We start from the raw sequence: 14,403 nt of genomic DNA on the forward strand, positions 1-14,403 counted from the left end.
GTTCTGACCAGTGACTGTGTGGGCTATCGGTTTGCTGTTGGTTTGAGTTCAATGCAGCCACAACTTCCCTGGAAGGGATCGCGGCGCATTGAAAAACACTGAGATAAGAGGGAGCGTCATGCGCCACACCTTGGTTTTTTCCGCATTGCTGGGCGCCGGCCTGTTGGCCGCCACGTCCGCGAGTTTTGCCGCCAGCGACAGTCTGGTGTTCTGCTCCGAAGGCAGCCCAGCCGGTTTCGATACCGCGCAGTACACGACCGCGACCGATAACGACGCCGCCGAACCGCTGTACAACCGTCTGGCCGAATTCGAAAAGGGCGCGACCAATGTCGTACCGGGCCTGGCAACGAGCTGGGATATTTCCGAGGATGGCCTCAAGTACACCTTTCACCTGCGTGAAGGGGTGAAATTTCATACAACGGCGTACTTCAAACCTACCCGCGATTTCAACGCCGACGACGTGCTGTTCACGTTTAACCGCATGCTCGACCCACAACACCCATTCCGTAAGGCTTATCCGACCGAGTTCCCGTATTTCAACGGGATGAGCCTGAACAAGAACATCGCCAAGGTCGAGAAGACCGGGCCGCTGACCGTGCAGTTCACGCTCAACAGCGTCGACGCCGCGTTCATCCAGAACATCGCCATGAGCTTCGCCGCCATCCTGTCTGCCGAATACGCCGACAAACTGCTGGCCGAAGGCAAGCCGAGCGACATCAACCAGAAGCCGATCGGCACTGGTCCGTTCGTGTTCAAGAGCTACCAGAAAGACTCGAACATCCGCTACACCGGCAACCCGCATTACTGGGATCAGAGCCGGGTGAAACTGAAGAACCTGATTTTCGCGATCAATACCGATGCTTCGGTCCGCGTGCAGAAGCTCAAGGCTGGCGAGTGCCAGGTCACCCTGCACCCGCGTCCGGCCGATGTGCCGGCATTGAAGAACGACCCGAAACTGCAACTGATCGAAAAGCCGGGCTTCAACCTCGGTTACATCGCCTACAACGTGCGCCACAAACCGTTCGACCAGCTCGAGGTGCGTCAGGCGCTGGACATGGCGGTGAATAAACAAGGGATTCTCAACGCTGTTTACCAGGGTGCCGGTCAACTGGCGGTCAACGCCATGCCGCCGACCCAATGGTCCTACGACACCACGATCAAGGACGCCGCCTATAACCCGGAAAAAGCCAAGGAATTGCTCAAGGCTGCCGGCGTCAAGGAAGGCACCGAGATCACCCTGTGGGCCATGCCGGTGCAGCGCCCGTACAACCCGAACGCCAAACTGATGGCCGAAATGCTCCAGGCTGACTGGGCCAAGATCGGTCTGAAAGTGAAGATCGTCAGCTACGAATGGGGCGAGTACATAAAGCGCACCAAAAATGGCGAACACGACATCAGCCTGATCGGCTGGACCGGTGACAATGGGGATCCGGACAACTGGCTCGGCACGCTGTACAGCTGCGACGCCATTGGCGGCAACAACTACTCCATGTGGTGCGACCCGGCTTACGACAAGCTGGTCAAAGAGGCCAAGGTCGTCACTGACCGCGACCAACGCACCGTGCTCTACAAACAGGCCCAGCAGTTGCTCAAGCAGCAAGTGCCGATCACGCCTGTGGCCCACTCGACGGTCAACCAGCCGTTAAGCACCAGGATCGAAGGATTCAAGGTCAGCCCCTTCGGTCGCAACGTGTTTTCGGGTGTCAGCATCGATTAAACAAAAAACCGACTAGCCGCAACGCTGAGGAGGCTGTCTACCTCCTCACGCAAGCGCTTTGCCGAAATTCGCCAATCAGGCCTTTTGCAAACGTTTGCGATGTGTGAATGAGTTCTAAAACCAAAAACCGGCCAACCCAAAAAAGCCGGCATAAAAAGAAAGTAAAGGAGCTTCACCCATGAAACTGAGCAGCACCGCGATACTGGCCCTGGCCATCAGCAGCATCACCGCCACGGCTTATGCCGAGGAACAGAGCCAGGCGTTCACCCCGGTTACCGTCAACGAGCAGAGCGCCCAGGCTGAAGCCACCGGCTTCCTCGAAGGCTCCAAGATCAGCGGCACGACCCGTAACTGGTACGCCAACGAGCAACTGAAACGTGGCGGCAAGTTCACCTACCGCAAAGACGGTGTCGCGACCCCGACCGATCGTCGTATCAACTGGGTGCAGGGCACCATCGTCAACTACACCTCCGGCTTCACTCAGGGCACCGTCGGTGTCAGTACTGAAGTGGCCGCGTACAACGCCGTGGCGCTGGAGCGCGATCGCAAGGATCTGGCCTCCAACAATGGTGGCGCACCGGGTTCGCGTCCAGGCGCAGGCAACAACCGTACGCTGACCAAAGAAGGCGGTGACGCTGAAGGTCAATGGAGCAAACTGGGCCTGGCCAACGTCAAGTTCCGCGTTTCCAACACCACGCTGACCGCCGGTCGCCAGAACTTCAGCACGCCAATCGTCGACACCATCGGCAACCGTGCGCTGCCTTCGAGCTTTGAAGGTGTCAGCCTGCACAGCGAAGAACTGAACAACCTGTCGTTCGACGCCGGCAGCTTCGACCGCGTATCGCCGCGTACCGAAGAAAGCCTTTCGAAGTTCCGCACCGAGTACAGCGCCAACGGCGCCGAGACCGATCGCGTGAGCATCGTCGGCCTGAACTACCAGCCGCTGAAAAGCCTGAAGACCAGCCTGTACGCGTCCAAGGTTGAAGACTTCTGGAACCAGTACTACTTTGGCGCCACCCACGAGCTGGGTGACAGCAACGTCGTGAGCCTGACCACCGGCCTGAACTACTACAAAACTGTCGATACCGGCAAAAAAGAGATGGGCAACATCGACAACGACACCTACTCCCTGTCGTTCGGTCTGACCCACCAGGCACACAGCCTGACCTTCTCGTACCAGGAAATTAACGGTAACGAGTACTTCGACTACCTGCACGAAACCAACGGCATCTACCTGGCCAACTCCCTGCTGTCCGACTTCAACGGCCCGAACGAGAAATCCTTCCAGGTCGCTTACGGTCTGAACATGGCCGAATACGGCGTGCCGGGCCTGAAGTTCAACATCTATCAGGCTCGCGGCTGGGGCATCGACGGTACTCACTACACCGGCACCGCGTATGACGTACGCAGCATGGACGGCGAGCACCACTACGAATACGGCATCGGTGCAACCTACGCCGTACAGAGCGGCCCACTCAAGGCCACCACCATCCGTGGTACCTACACCGCTCACCGCGCCAGCGAAAACCAGGCTGACGGCAGCATCAACGAGTTCCGTCTCGTGACCACCGTTCCGTTCAACATCCTGTAAAAACGCACGCCGACGGCTGACTCAGTGACGAGTCGGCCGTTCGGCTTTTTGTCTTCAACCGATTGCAGAGGGTTCTTGATGAAAATGCTTCCCCTACGTGCGGCCATCGCTGCCGCCTTGTTGAGCGCCGCCATCGGCGTCTCGGCCAAACCCTTGGTGGTCTGCACCGAAGCCAGCCCGGAAGGCTTCGATATGGTCCAGTACACGACTGCAGTCACTGCCGACGCGGTGGCCGAAACCATCTTCAACCGTCTGGTGGACTTCAAGCCCGGCACTACTGAAATTGTCCCGGCGCTGGCAGATTCCTGGGAAATCAGCGAAGACGGCCTGACGTACACGTTCCACCTGCGCAAAGGCGTCAAGTTCCACACCACCGAATACTTCAAGCCGACTCGCGACATGAATGCCGACGACGTGCTCTGGAGCTTCCAGCGTCAGCTGGACCCGAATCACCCGTGGCACAAGCTGTCGAGCGTGGGCTTCCCGTACTTTGAAAGCATGGGCTTCAAGGAACTGCTGAAGAACGTCGAGAAAATCGACGACCACACGGTCAAGTTCACTCTGACCCGCCGCGAAGCGCCGTTCCTCGCCGACGTCGCGATGCCGTTCACTGCGATCTATCCTGCCGAATACGCCGACCAATTGCTCAAGGCCAACAAGACCGGCGACCTGAACAACAAGCCTGTCGGCACCGGCCCGTTCATCTTCCAGCGTTACGCCAAGGATGCGCAGGTGCGCTTCAAGGCCAACCCGGAATACTTCCGTGGCAAACCGCCAGCCGACGCGTTGATCCTGGCCATCGCCACCGACAACAACGTGCGCCTGCAGAAGCTCAAGGCCAATGAGTGCCAGGTCGCGCTGTATCCGAAACCGGATGACATCCCGAGCATCAAGAAAGACAGCAACCTGAAGGTTGATGAGCTGAACGCGATGACCGTTTCGTACATCGCCATGAACACCCAGCACAAATACATCAGCGATGTCCGTGTGCGCAAAGCCATCGATATCGCCTTCGACAAGGAAGCGTACGTCAATGCGCTGTTCGGCAAAGGCAACGCGACCGTCGCGGTCAACCCGTACCCTGACACCTTGCTCGGCTACAACCACGACCTGAAGAACCCGCCACGTGACCTCGACAAGGCCCGCGCCTTGCTCAAGGAAGCCGGCGTACCGGAAGGCACCACATTCACCCTGTTCACCCGCAACGGCGGCGGCCCGACCAACCCGAACCCGATGCTGGGCGCGCAAATGATGCAGGCCGACCTGGCGAAAGTCGGGATCAAGATCGACATCCGCGTGATGGAATGGGGCGAGATGCTCAAACGCGCCAAAGCCGGCGAACACGACATGGTTTCGGCCGGATGGGCGGGCGACAACGGCGACCCGGATAACTTCCTGACGCCTATGCTCAGTTGCGAAGCTGCCAAGAACGGCGAAAACTACGCTCGCTGGTGCAACGAGAAATTCCAGACCCTGCTCGACGAAGCACGGGCTAAAGTAGATCCGGCCGAACGCGCCAAACTGTACGAAGAGGCCCAGGCCATCTTCAATCAGGACCAGCCATGGATCAGCATGGCCCACACCCGGATGTTCACAGCAATGCGCAACAACGTAGAGGGTTATCACATCAGCCCTCTCACAACCAATAACTTCGCCACCACCCAGGTGAAGTAGATAAGAAACTCCCGGCCTCCCTGACCCCAGGGTCGCCGGGCACGCCTAACCGGCCGATGAGGTACCACACAAGATGTTAAGTTTTATTGCCCGCCGACTGGGGTTGTTGATCCCCACGTTTTTCGGCATCACGTTGCTGACTTTCGCATTGATTCGCATGATCCCCGGCGATCCCGTGGAAGTGATGATGGGCGAACGTCGGGTCGATCCCGAAATGCACGCTCAGGCAATGGAACGCCTCGGTCTGAACAAGCCCCTGTATGCCCAGTACCTGGATTACATCGGCAAGCTGGCCCACGGCGACCTCGGCGAATCCCTGCGTACCCGTGAAAGCGTCTGGACCGAATTCACTCAACTGTTCCCGGCCACGTTCGAACTCTCGATGGCTGCCCTGCTGTTCGCCGGCGTCTTCGGGCTGCTGGCCGGCGTCATTGCCGCACTCAAGCGGGGGTCTCTGTTCGATCATGGGGTGATGGGCATATCCCTCACGGGATATTCGATGCCCATCTTCTGGTGGGGCCTGATTCTCATCATGTTTTTCTCGGTCAGCCTGGGCTGGACGCCGGTTTCCGGACAGAACGACCTGCTCATCGACGTCGAGCGCAAGACCCACTTCATGCTGATCGATACATGGCTCAGCGATGAGCCGGGCGCCCTGCTCGATTATCTGCATCACCTGATCCTGCCCGCCATCGTGCTGGGCACCATTCCGCTGGCGGTAATCGCCCGGATGACCCGTTCTTCCATGCTCGAAGTACTGCGTGAAGACTATATCCGCACCGCCCGTGCCAAAGGCCTGTCGCCGGCACGTGTCGTGTTCGTTCACGGCCTGCGCAACGCACTGATTCCGGTGCTGACCGTGGTCGGCCTGCAAGTCGGTACTCTGCTGGCCGGTGCGGTTCTGACCGAAACGATTTTCTCCTGGCCCGGCATTGGCAAATGGCTGATCGAAGCCATCGGCGCCCGGGATTACCCGGTCGTGCAAAACGGCATCTTGCTGATTGCCTGCATTGTGATTCTGGTCAACTTCGTGGTGGACATCCTCTACGGCTTTGCCAACCCACGCATTCGTCACCAGCGCTGAGGTCTATACCCATGAGCACTCCAACATCCTCAGTAGCCAACGCCCCTTCGACCGCGGATCAAAGCCTGCTGTATCCGTCGCCCTACAAGGAATTCTGGCAAGCCTTCGCCAAGAACAAGGGCGCCGTCGCCGGGCTGGCGTTTTTCACCCTGATCGTGTTCTGCGCGATCTTCGCCCCGTGGGTCGCACCGCACAATCCGAGCGAGCAATACCGCGACTTCCTGCTGACCCCGCCAGTATGGCTGGAAGGCGGCCAATGGCAGTTTCTGCTCGGCACCGATGAGCTGGGCCGTGATCTGCTGTCCCGACTGATCCAGGGTTCGCGCCTGTCGTTGCTGATCGGTCTGTCCTCGGTAGTGATGTCGCTGATTCCGGGCATCTTCATGGGTCTGCTGGCCGGTTTTTTCCCCAAGATCCTCGGCCCGACCATCATGCGTCTGATGGACATCATGCTGGCCCTGCCGTCACTGCTGCTGGCTGTGGCGATCGTCGCCATCCTCGGCCCTGGCCTGATCAACACCGTGATCGCCATTGCCGTGGTCTCGCTGCCGTCCTACGTACGCCTGACCCGCGCTGCGGTGATGGGCGAGCTGAACCGTGACTACGTGACCGCCGCGCGCCTGGCCGGTGCCAACCTGCCACGCCTGATGTTCATTACCGTGCTGCCGAACTGCATGGCACCGCTGATTGTTCAGGCAACCCTGAGCTTCTCCTCGGCGATCCTCGACGCCGCCGCCCTGGGCTTCCTCGGTCTAGGCGTACAACCGCCAACCCCTGAGTGGGGCACCATGCTGGCTTCGGCCCGCGACTACATCGAACGCGCCTGGTGGGTCGTGAGTCTGCCTGGTTTGACCATTTTGCTCAGCGTGCTGGCAATCAACTTGATGGGCGACGGTCTGCGCGATGCGCTGGACCCGAAACTCAAGAACGCCGCCTGAGGAGATTCCCATGTCACTGTTAGAAATCAAGAATCTCAACGTACGTTTCGGCGACAAGAACGCCACACCGGTGGTCGACGGCCTCGACCTCAAAGTGGACAAGGGCGAAGTCCTGGCCATCGTGGGCGAGTCGGGTTCCGGCAAGTCCGTGACCATGATGGCGCTGATGGGCCTGATCGAGCATCCGGGGATCGTGACTGCCGACTCGCTGAGTTTCGACGGCAAAGACATGCTCAAGCTGAGCAATCGCCAGCGTCGGCAGATCGTCGGCAAAGACCTGTCCATGGTGTTCCAGGACCCGATGACCGCGCTCAACCCGAGCTACACCGTCGGTTTCCAGATCGAAGAAGTGCTGCGCCTGCACCTGAAAATGTCCGGCAAGCAAGCGCGCAAACGCGCCATCGAACTGCTGGAAAAGGTTGAAATCCCGGGTGCCTCCAGCCGTATGGACGCCTATCCGCACCAACTGTCCGGCGGCATGAGCCAGCGTGTAGCGATCGCCATGGCGATTGCCGGCGAGCCGAAACTGCTGATCGCCGACGAGCCGACCACCGCACTCGACGTGACGATTCAGGCGCAGATCATGGATCTGCTGCTGGCGTTGCAGAAAGAGCAGAACATGGGCCTGGTGCTCATCACCCACGACCTCGCCGTCGTAGCTGAAACCGCCCAGCGCGTGTGCGTGATGTACGCCGGTCAAGCCGTTGAAGTCGGTCAGGTGCCGCAACTGTTCGACATCCCGGCCCACCCGTACAGCGAAGCGCTGCTCAAGGCGATTCCGGAACACAGCCAGGGTGCCGAGCGTCTGGCGACCCTGCCGGGCATCGTTCCCGGCCGTTACGACCGCCCGCAAGGCTGCCTGTTGTCGCCACGCTGCCCGTACGTGCAGGACAGCTGCCGCACCCAGCGTCCGACCCTTGACCCGAAAAGCAACAGCCTCGCCCGCTGCTTCTACCCGCTGAACCAGGAGGTGGCGTAATGGCCGTCGTACTTACCGCCCGCGACCTGACCCGTCACTACGAAGTCTCCCGTGGCCTGTTCAAGGGCCACGCGACCGTGCGCGCCCTCAACGGTGTGTCGTTCGAACTGGAAGCCGGCAAGACCCTCGCCGTTGTAGGCGAGTCGGGCTGTGGCAAATCCACCTTGGCCCGCGCCCTGACCCTGATCGAGGAGCCGTCGTCCGGTTCCCTGAAAATCGCCGGGCAAGAAGTGGCCGGCGCCGACAAGGCCCAGCGCAAGCAACTGCGCAAAGACGTGCAGATGGTGTTCCAGAGCCCGTACGCCTCGTTGAACCCACGGCAGAAAGTCGGTGACCAGCTCGGCGAACCGCTGCTGATCAACACCAACCTGTCGGCTGCCGAACGTCGCGAGAAAGTCCAGGCGATGATGAAGCAGGTCGGCTTGCGTCCCGAGCACTACCAGCGTTATCCGCACATGTTCTCCGGCGGTCAGCGTCAACGTATTGCGCTGGCTCGCGCCATGATGCTGCAACCGAAAGTGCTGGTGGCGGACGAACCGACCTCCGCGCTCGACGTGTCGATCCAGGCCCAGGTACTTAACCTGTTCATGGATCTGCAGCAGGAGTTCAACACCGCCTACGTGTTCATCTCGCACAACCTCGCGGTGGTGCAACACGTGGCCGATGACGTGATGGTGATGTACCTCGGCCGCCCAGTGGAAATGGGCCCGAAGAACGACATCTACGAGCGCCCGCTGCACCCGTACACCCAGGCGCTGCTGTCGGCAACCCCGACCATCCACCCGGACCCGAACAAGCCGAAAATCAAGATCGTCGGCGAATTGCCTAATCCGCTGAACCCGCCACCGGGCTGTGCTTTCCACAAGCGCTGCCCGTACGCGACCGAGCGTTGCAGTACTGAAGAGCCGGCGTTGCGCCACCTCGACAATCGGCAGGTGGCTTGCCACTACGCCGAACAGTTCCTCGACGGCGCGGCATAAAAAACCCGCCCTGTTGCCGGGGCGGGTTGTTGAGTTGACCAAACCCCTTTTCCTTCGATTGCGCATCAGTCGGGAGAAAAGGGGTTTTCTTTTGCCTGCAATCTACGTCTGGCTATCGCCATCATCCGGATCATCGGTGTCCGGCTCGTCGGTGGTCGAGTCGTCATCGTCCTTGCTGCCGCCCTGATCCTGATCACCCGGTTCGGATTCGGACTTGGCGAGCGTGATTACCGCCGCTTGCCCATGGGCAGCGTTAAAACCCTGCGGTGGGCCGCCGGTACTCGCCCATGCCGCCGTGGTGCCGAGCGTCAGCATCACCAAAACCTTAAGCAACAACACTATGCGTTGAAAAATGCTCATGAGCGTTTCCATCCTTTCGTGGTTGAAGCCAGAGTGCCGATCCGGCGCTGAATAAAATCTAGTTCCGATCAGCCGGGTTCACCAGATAGGACGCTAACCAATGCCCATAATTGCTGCGGGTGGACAGACCGCTTTCGAATAACCTCCATAACCGGATCAGCTAAGCGAGGCGGCCTTGCGGTTCTGCAAGGGCTGCTTGCTCGAGGCCCGCAAACGGGTCGCCAGATACACCAGCGGGACGGACATCAGCGCCAGCGTCGCACTGGCCACCCAGACGCTGTGACCACCGAACTGCCCGTAAAGCTGACCACTCAGCACTGGCGACAGCAGCGCGCTCGCACTCCAGGCCATGAAAAACAGGCCGAAGTACTGGCCGCTTTTGCCGGTTTGCGCATGCTGCATGACCAGCACATTCAGCGGCGGCATGAACAGCGCTTCGCCGAGGGTCCAGACCACCGTCGACAGACAGGCGTAAAACAAACCGGAACCCAGCGGCAACATGCCGAGCCCGACCGCCAGCAGCACGCAACCGGCAATCAACGGCCAGCGCGAACCCCAGCGTTCGCCCCAATGCGAGATTGGAATCTGCAACGCCACGACAAGGACTGCGTTGATCGCGAACTGCCAGCCGATGGCCTCGGTACTCAAGCGATAGTAATCGCGCAGGTAGTTGCCGAGCGTGCTGTAGACGGTGTCGAACGCCATGCCGAGCAGGACGGTCGCCGCCAGCAGCCAGAGGAATGGCTTGTCGCGATACGGCAGGCCCGAGCCGGTCTGCGCCTCAAGCTTTTCTTCCGGGACAAGAATCGGTCGCCGCCAGGTGGTGCGGACAAACCAGAGCAAGGCCACCAGCGTCAGCGCCGCACTGATGAAGAACACCCAGCGAAAATCCGTCTGCGCCAGCACACCACCCGCGATACCGGCGGCGGCCATCCCGAGGTTTCGCGCAATACGGCTCAAGGCCTGCGCCCGTGGGCGCTGCGCAACCTCGCAATATTCCATGATCAGTCGTTGATGCAACGTACGGATCGCGCCGTCGATCGTGCCGCTGAGCAACAGCAACCCGGCCAGCAATGGCACCTGCGTGACCAGCCCGAGCCCGAGCAGCACCCACGCTGAAACGAAGAACAGCGCCGCCGTCAGCCGAGCGGTGCGGATATGGTCGCTGAGCAAGCCGCCCAGCATCGAACCGATCAACAGCCCGCCGCCGTACGCCGCCAATAGCCAGCCAACGGTCTCGATGGCGAAGCCCAACTCCTGACGCAGGTACAGCGCCATGAACAGCTTGACCATGCTGCTCAGCCGATTGATAAACAACAGCGCCGCCAACACCCAAGACATGGTGCTGAAGTAACCGTCGAGCCGCAGCAGATGAATCAACCGACCGGTCATTACCTTGATCCCTCCTTGATCATTCTTCGCCACAGGTTCACACCCGGATCAAATGGACCCGCTCATACTCAATCAACAGGCAAAAAAAAGCCCACTGTTTTATCAGTGGGCTTTCGGGTGTCGCCAGTCAGCGCTTAGTGATGCTCACGCGTCGCACGGAATTTCACGTCCGGCCAGCGCTCTTCCATCAGGGCCAGGTTGACGCGGGTCGGTGCGAGGTAGGTCAGGTGACCGCCGCCGTCCAATGCCAGGTTTTCCACAGCCTTGTTGGAGAATTCCTCCAGCTTCTTCTTGTCGCTGCACTCGATCCAGCGCGCGGAATACACGGTGATCGGCTCGTAGGAGCACTCGACCTTGTATTCCTCTTTCAGGCGGCTGGCGACCACATCGAACTGCAGCACACCGACGGCGCCGAGGATGATGTCGTTGCTGCGCTCCGGGAAGAACACCTGGGTCGCGCCTTCTTCGGCCAGTTGTTGCAAGCCTTGGCGCAGTTGCTTGGATTTCAGCGGATCACGCAGGCGTACGCGGCGGAACAGTTCCGGGGCGAAGTGCGGGATGCCGGTGAAGCCCAGGCTTTCGCCTTCGCTGAAGGTGTCGCCGATCTGGATGGTGCCGTGGTTGTGCAGACCGATGATGTCGCCCGCAAAGGCTTCTTCAAGCTGCTCACGCTCGGAGGAGAAGAACGTCAGGGCGTCGCCGATGCGCACATCCTTACCAGTGCGCACGTGGCGCATCTTCATGCCTTTCTCGTACTTGCCGGAGCAGATACGCATGAAGGCGATGCGGTCACGGTGTTTCGGGTCCATGTTTGCCTGGATCTTGAAGATGAAGCCCGAGAACTTCTCTTCCACCGGCTCCACGGTGCGCTCGTTGGCCACACGGGCCAGCGGGCGCGGCGCCCAGTCGACGACAGCGTCGAGTACGTGGTCGACACCGAAGTTGCCCAACGCCGTACCGAAGAACACCGGGGTCAGCTGACCGTCGAGGAACTCCTGCTGGTTGAACTCGTGGCAGGCGCCCTGCACCAGCTCCAGCTGTTCGAGGAAGCGATCGTACTCGTCGCCCAGGTGTGCGCGGGCTTCGTCAGAGTCGAGCTTCTCGATGATCTTGGTTTCGGTGCGTTCGTGACCGTGACCGGCGGTGTAGACGATGATGTAGTCGTCAGCCAGGTGGTACACGCCCTTGAAGTCGCGGTAGCAACCGATCGGCCAGGTGATCGGCGCAGCCTTGATCTTCAGAACGGCTTCGATTTCGTCGAGCAGTTCGATCGGGTCGCGGATGTCACGGTCGAGTTTGTTGATGAAGCTGACGATCGGCGTGTCACGCAAACGGCAGACGTCCATCAGCGCGATGGTACGTGGCTCTACACCTTTACCGCCGTCGAGGACCATCAAGGCCGAGTCCACTGCCGTCAGGGTACGGTAGGTATCTTCGGAGAAGTCTTCGTGGCCCGGGGTGTCGAGCAGGTTGATCATGTGTTCGCGATACGGGAACTGCATGACCGACGTAGTAATCGAGATCCCCCGCTGCTTTTCCATCTCCATCCAGTCGGATGTCGCGTGGCGGTCGGACTTACGGGATTTCACCGTACCGGCCACGGCAATCGCCTTGCCCATCAGCAAGAGCTTTTCGGTGATGGTGGTTTTACCGGCATCGGGGTGGGAAATAATGGCGAAAGTGCGGCGTTTCGCGACTTCGGCGGCCTGGTTGGTCATAGGAAATCGCCTGGCGGTGATTCAAAAAAGGGCCGCGATTATAGCCCAAGTCAACGCAATAACCGAACCGTTGAGCACATTAAGGGTGGCCAAATGCTGCCGTGGATGGGAACCTTTTAAAGCACGGAGACGTCCATCCCCTGTTACGACTTTTCGTCAGGGGCTGAAAAATCAGCAAGTTAGCCTGACGAGGCTGCGCTCATGGCTCGCTTTCAGACCGCTGTTGCCGGTGCTGGGGGAGCTGCTTCTCGCGAACGTTTATTCCCGGCAGCCAGGCATGGCATGCCACACGGGACGGCGTTCGCCGACTATAAAAAAGGAGTCCGCCTGTGGCTATCCGCTATGGCAAAGGGCTGATGGGAGGTGCGGTGGTGATCGCACTCCTGGCCCTGCTGGTCCACTGGATCGGCATCAACACGATCGAACACTACCGCGACGATTTGTTGTTTTACCTGCAAGCTCATCTGATTCTCGTCCTCGCTTCAATGCTGGCCGCCCTTGTCGTGGGCATCCCCGCCGGTATCTTCCTGAGCCGCCCGACCATGGTCGGCCGCGCCGAACGCTTCATGCAGATCTTCAACATCGGCAACACCGTGCCACCGCTGGCCGTGCTCGCGATTGCCCTGGGGATTCTCGGCATCGGCAGCGGTCCGGCGATCTTCGCTTTGTTCCTCGCCTCGCTTTTGCCGATTGTGCGCAACACCTATGAAGGCCTGAAAAACGTTCAGGGTTCGCTGAAAGAAGCCGCCGTCGGCATCGGCATGACCCCGCGTCAGGTGCTGTGGCAAGTCGAGTTGCCCAACGCCGTGCCGATCATCGTCGGCGGTGTGCGCGTGGCACTGGCGATCAACGTCGGTACTGCGCCGCTGGCCTTCCTGATCGGCGCCAACAGCCTCGGCAGCCTGATTTTCCCCGGCATAGCCCTGAACAATCAGCCGCAACTGTTGCTCGGCGCCGCGTGCACCGCGCTGCTGGCCCTGCTGCTCGATGGCGTGGTCACCCTCGCCAGCCGTCTCTGGCTGGAACGCGGTTTGCGCCCGTCTTAAGGCTTCGGCAAAGGAATATTCATGAAACGACTTAGCTTGATCTTAGGCTGCGCCCTGCTGTTCGCAGGATTTGCCCAGGCGGCGGAAAAGCCGCTCATTCGTCTCGGCGCCCGGGTGTTCACCGAGCAAACCCTGCTCGCGGAAATCACCGCCCAATACCTGCGCAGCAAAGGCTACGACGCGCAGATCACCGGAGGTCTGGGCAGCAACCTGGCCCGCAGCGCCCACGAGAGCGGGCAACTGGATATGCTCTGGGAATACACCGGCGTATCGCTGGTGGCCTACAACCATGTCACCGAGAAACTCGACAGCGAACAGTCCTACGCCCGGGTGAAAGAACTCGACGCGAAAAAAGGTCTGGTCTGGCTGACGCCGTCGAAATTCAGCAACACCTACGCCCTCGCCCTGCCCAAAACGGTCGCCGAGCAATACCCGCAGATCAGCAACATCAGCCAATTGAACGACGTGCTGCGCAGCGAGGCCAAGAGCAATCACCTGGTCGCGCTGGACACCGAGTTCGCCAACCGCTCCGACGGTCTGGACGGCATGGTCAAGCTGTACGACATGAACCTGACGCGCCAGAACATCCGGCAGATGGATGCGGGTCTGGTCTACACCGCGCTGCGCAATGGTCAGGTGTTTGCCGGTCTGGTCTACACCACTGACGGTCGACTCAACGCGTTCGGTCTGAAGCTGCTGGAAGACGACAAGCATTACTTCCCGGACTACACCGCCGCGCCAGTGGTGCGTCAGGCCTACCTCGACGCGCACCCGCAACTGGCGGAGCAACTCAAGCCGCTGGCCGAACTGTTCGACGACGAAACCATGCGCCAGCTCAACGCACGGGTCGATGTCGATCACGAGAGCCCGTCGAAAGTCGCTGCCGATTTCCTGCGCCAGCATCCACTGAACTAAAGGAGGAAA

At 60.1% G+C, this 14,403-nt stretch carries 12 protein-coding genes; 9 read left to right on the forward strand and 3 right to left on the reverse strand.

Annotation, left to right across the window (positions count from 1 at the left end):
- Positions 1–118 precede the first annotated feature (118 nt).
- The 7 genes from JJN09_RS03260 (at position 119) to JJN09_RS03290 (ending at position 8,963) form a co-directional block, all read left to right on the forward strand.
- The gene (locus JJN09_RS03260; protein ID WP_249485615.1) at positions 119–1,717 is read left to right on the forward strand and encodes an ABC transporter substrate-binding protein; all 1,599 of its coding nucleotides are present in this window, start codon (positions 119–121) and stop codon (positions 1,715–1,717) included.
- A 178-nt stretch (positions 1,718–1,895) separates the two neighbouring features.
- A complete protein-coding gene (locus JJN09_RS03265; RefSeq protein ID WP_249485617.1) occupies positions 1,896–3,308 on the forward strand; it encodes an OprD family porin in 1,413 nt (470 codons plus the stop codon).
- A gap of 78 nt (positions 3,309–3,386) precedes the next feature.
- Positions 3,387–4,982 carry an ABC transporter substrate-binding protein gene (locus JJN09_RS03270; RefSeq protein WP_249485619.1) on the forward strand — a complete coding sequence of 532 codons (1,596 nt, stop codon included), beginning with the start codon at positions 3,387–3,389 and terminating at the stop codon, positions 4,980–4,982.
- Positions 4,983–5,055: 73 nt separating this feature from the next.
- Positions 5,056–6,066, forward strand: coding sequence for an ABC transporter permease subunit (locus JJN09_RS03275; RefSeq protein WP_096818896.1), 1,011 nt, complete (start codon positions 5,056–5,058; stop codon positions 6,064–6,066).
- Between the two features lie 11 nt (positions 6,067–6,077).
- Positions 6,078–7,004: an ABC transporter permease subunit gene (locus JJN09_RS03280; protein WP_249485621.1), complete on the forward strand. Its 927-nt coding sequence runs from the start codon at positions 6,078–6,080 to the stop codon at positions 7,002–7,004.
- 10 nt (positions 7,005–7,014) lie between these two features.
- On the forward strand, positions 7,015–7,983 hold the full coding sequence (locus tag JJN09_RS03285) for an ABC transporter ATP-binding protein (protein WP_249485625.1): 969 nt from the start codon (positions 7,015–7,017) through the stop codon (positions 7,981–7,983).
- The gene (locus JJN09_RS03290) at positions 7,983–8,963 is read left to right on the forward strand and encodes a peptide ABC transporter ATP-binding protein (RefSeq protein ID WP_192559768.1); all 981 of its coding nucleotides are present in this window, start codon (positions 7,983–7,985) and stop codon (positions 8,961–8,963) included. Before JJN09_RS03285 ends, JJN09_RS03290 begins: the two co-directional genes overlap by 1 nt.
- Positions 8,964–9,065: 102 nt before the next feature.
- Here JJN09_RS03290 and JJN09_RS03295 read toward each other — a convergent pair whose 3' ends face one another.
- The 3 genes from JJN09_RS03295 to JJN09_RS03305 all read right to left on the reverse strand — a co-directional run bounded on the left by JJN09_RS03295 (position 9,066) and on the right by JJN09_RS03305 (position 12,433).
- Complete coding sequence (locus JJN09_RS03295) at positions 9,066–9,323, reverse strand: hypothetical protein (RefSeq protein ID WP_249485627.1); 258 nt, start codon at positions 9,321–9,323, stop codon at positions 9,066–9,068.
- Positions 9,324–9,479: 156 nt separating this feature from the next.
- Positions 9,480–10,715: an MFS transporter gene (locus tag JJN09_RS03300; protein ID WP_249485629.1), complete on the reverse strand. Its 1,236-nt coding sequence runs from the start codon at positions 10,713–10,715 to the stop codon at positions 9,480–9,482.
- A 134-nt stretch (positions 10,716–10,849) separates the two neighbouring features.
- Positions 10,850–12,433, reverse strand: coding sequence for a peptide chain release factor 3 (locus JJN09_RS03305; protein WP_249485632.1), 1,584 nt, complete (start codon positions 12,431–12,433; stop codon positions 10,850–10,852).
- Between the two features lie 356 nt (positions 12,434–12,789).
- Here JJN09_RS03305 and JJN09_RS03310 point away from each other — a divergent pair, with 356 nt between their 5' ends.
- Together JJN09_RS03310 and JJN09_RS03315 are read left to right on the forward strand one after the other, a co-directional pair.
- A complete protein-coding gene (locus JJN09_RS03310) occupies positions 12,790–13,479 on the forward strand; it encodes an ABC transporter permease (RefSeq protein WP_169432591.1) in 690 nt (229 codons plus the stop codon).
- Between the two features lie 21 nt (positions 13,480–13,500).
- Positions 13,501–14,394: a glycine betaine ABC transporter substrate-binding protein gene (locus tag JJN09_RS03315; protein WP_249485634.1), complete on the forward strand. Its 894-nt coding sequence runs from the start codon at positions 13,501–13,503 to the stop codon at positions 14,392–14,394.
- The last annotated feature ends 9 nt before the right edge of the window (positions 14,395–14,403 follow it).

Source organism: Pseudomonas sp. HS6, from assembly GCF_023375815.1.
Classification (GTDB): Bacteria; Pseudomonadota; Gammaproteobacteria; order Pseudomonadales; family Pseudomonadaceae; genus Aquipseudomonas.

Coding starts and splice junctions, on each gene's coding strand:
- JJN09_RS03260 (WP_249485615.1), top strand. CDS start 119: ATGCGCCACACCTTGGTTTTTTCCGCATTGCTGGGCGCCGGCCTGTTG.
- JJN09_RS03265 (WP_249485617.1), top strand. CDS start 1,896: ATGAAACTGAGCAGCACCGCGATACTGGCCCTGGCCATCAGCAGCATC.
- JJN09_RS03270 (WP_249485619.1), top strand. CDS start 3,387: ATGAAAATGCTTCCCCTACGTGCGGCCATCGCTGCCGCCTTGTTGAGC.
- JJN09_RS03275 (WP_096818896.1), top strand. CDS start 5,056: ATGTTAAGTTTTATTGCCCGCCGACTGGGGTTGTTGATCCCCACGTTT.
- JJN09_RS03280 (WP_249485621.1), top strand. CDS start 6,078: ATGAGCACTCCAACATCCTCAGTAGCCAACGCCCCTTCGACCGCGGAT.
- JJN09_RS03285 (WP_249485625.1), top strand. CDS start 7,015: ATGTCACTGTTAGAAATCAAGAATCTCAACGTACGTTTCGGCGACAAG.
- JJN09_RS03290 (WP_192559768.1), top strand. CDS start 7,983: ATGGCCGTCGTACTTACCGCCCGCGACCTGACCCGTCACTACGAAGTC.
- JJN09_RS03295 (WP_249485627.1), bottom strand. CDS start 9,323: ATGAGCATTTTTCAACGCATAGTGTTGTTGCTTAAGGTTTTGGTGATG.
- JJN09_RS03300 (WP_249485629.1), bottom strand. CDS start 10,715: ATGACCGGTCGGTTGATTCATCTGCTGCGGCTCGACGGTTACTTCAGC.
- JJN09_RS03305 (WP_249485632.1), bottom strand. CDS start 12,433: ATGACCAACCAGGCCGCCGAAGTCGCGAAACGCCGCACTTTCGCCATT.
- JJN09_RS03310 (WP_169432591.1), top strand. CDS start 12,790: ATGGGAGGTGCGGTGGTGATCGCACTCCTGGCCCTGCTGGTCCACTGG.
- JJN09_RS03315 (WP_249485634.1), top strand. CDS start 13,501: ATGAAACGACTTAGCTTGATCTTAGGCTGCGCCCTGCTGTTCGCAGGA.